This window comes from Alicyclobacillus sp. CIJ1, from assembly GCF_057538885.1.
On record NZ_BAAJPH010000139.1, the window covers coordinates 1 to 295 of the forward strand.

The window sequence follows — 295 nt, forward strand, 5'->3', positions numbered from 1 at the left end:
GGGAGGCCGTGCTGCGACTCGCAGGCGCCATTTTGCAAGAGCAGCACGAAGAGTGGATGGTGGCACGGAGGTACTTCAGCTTGGAGTCGATGGCCAAGTTGAAACCGAATCAGCCCCAACTCGCGGCAGCGGCATGGTTGCAAAAATAGGTGCATGCGGCGAGGTGATGCGACCACGCACACCGAGGCTTTGGCCCTAACGAATTGGAATCGACCGTCGAACGCCCGTCAAGGGCGTCCAAGAGGGACGAGCGAAGCGCCCCTTGACGGAGCGTGACGGAGGTCGATAAAGTTCG

1 pseudogene is annotated in these 295 nt (G+C 60.3%); it reads left to right on the plus strand.

Annotated elements, in window-relative coordinates:
• Positions 1–149, plus strand: a pseudogene (locus AC27E8_RS12990) (IS256 family transposase); the annotation flags it as partial.
• Between the last annotated feature and the right edge of the window lie 146 nt (positions 150–295).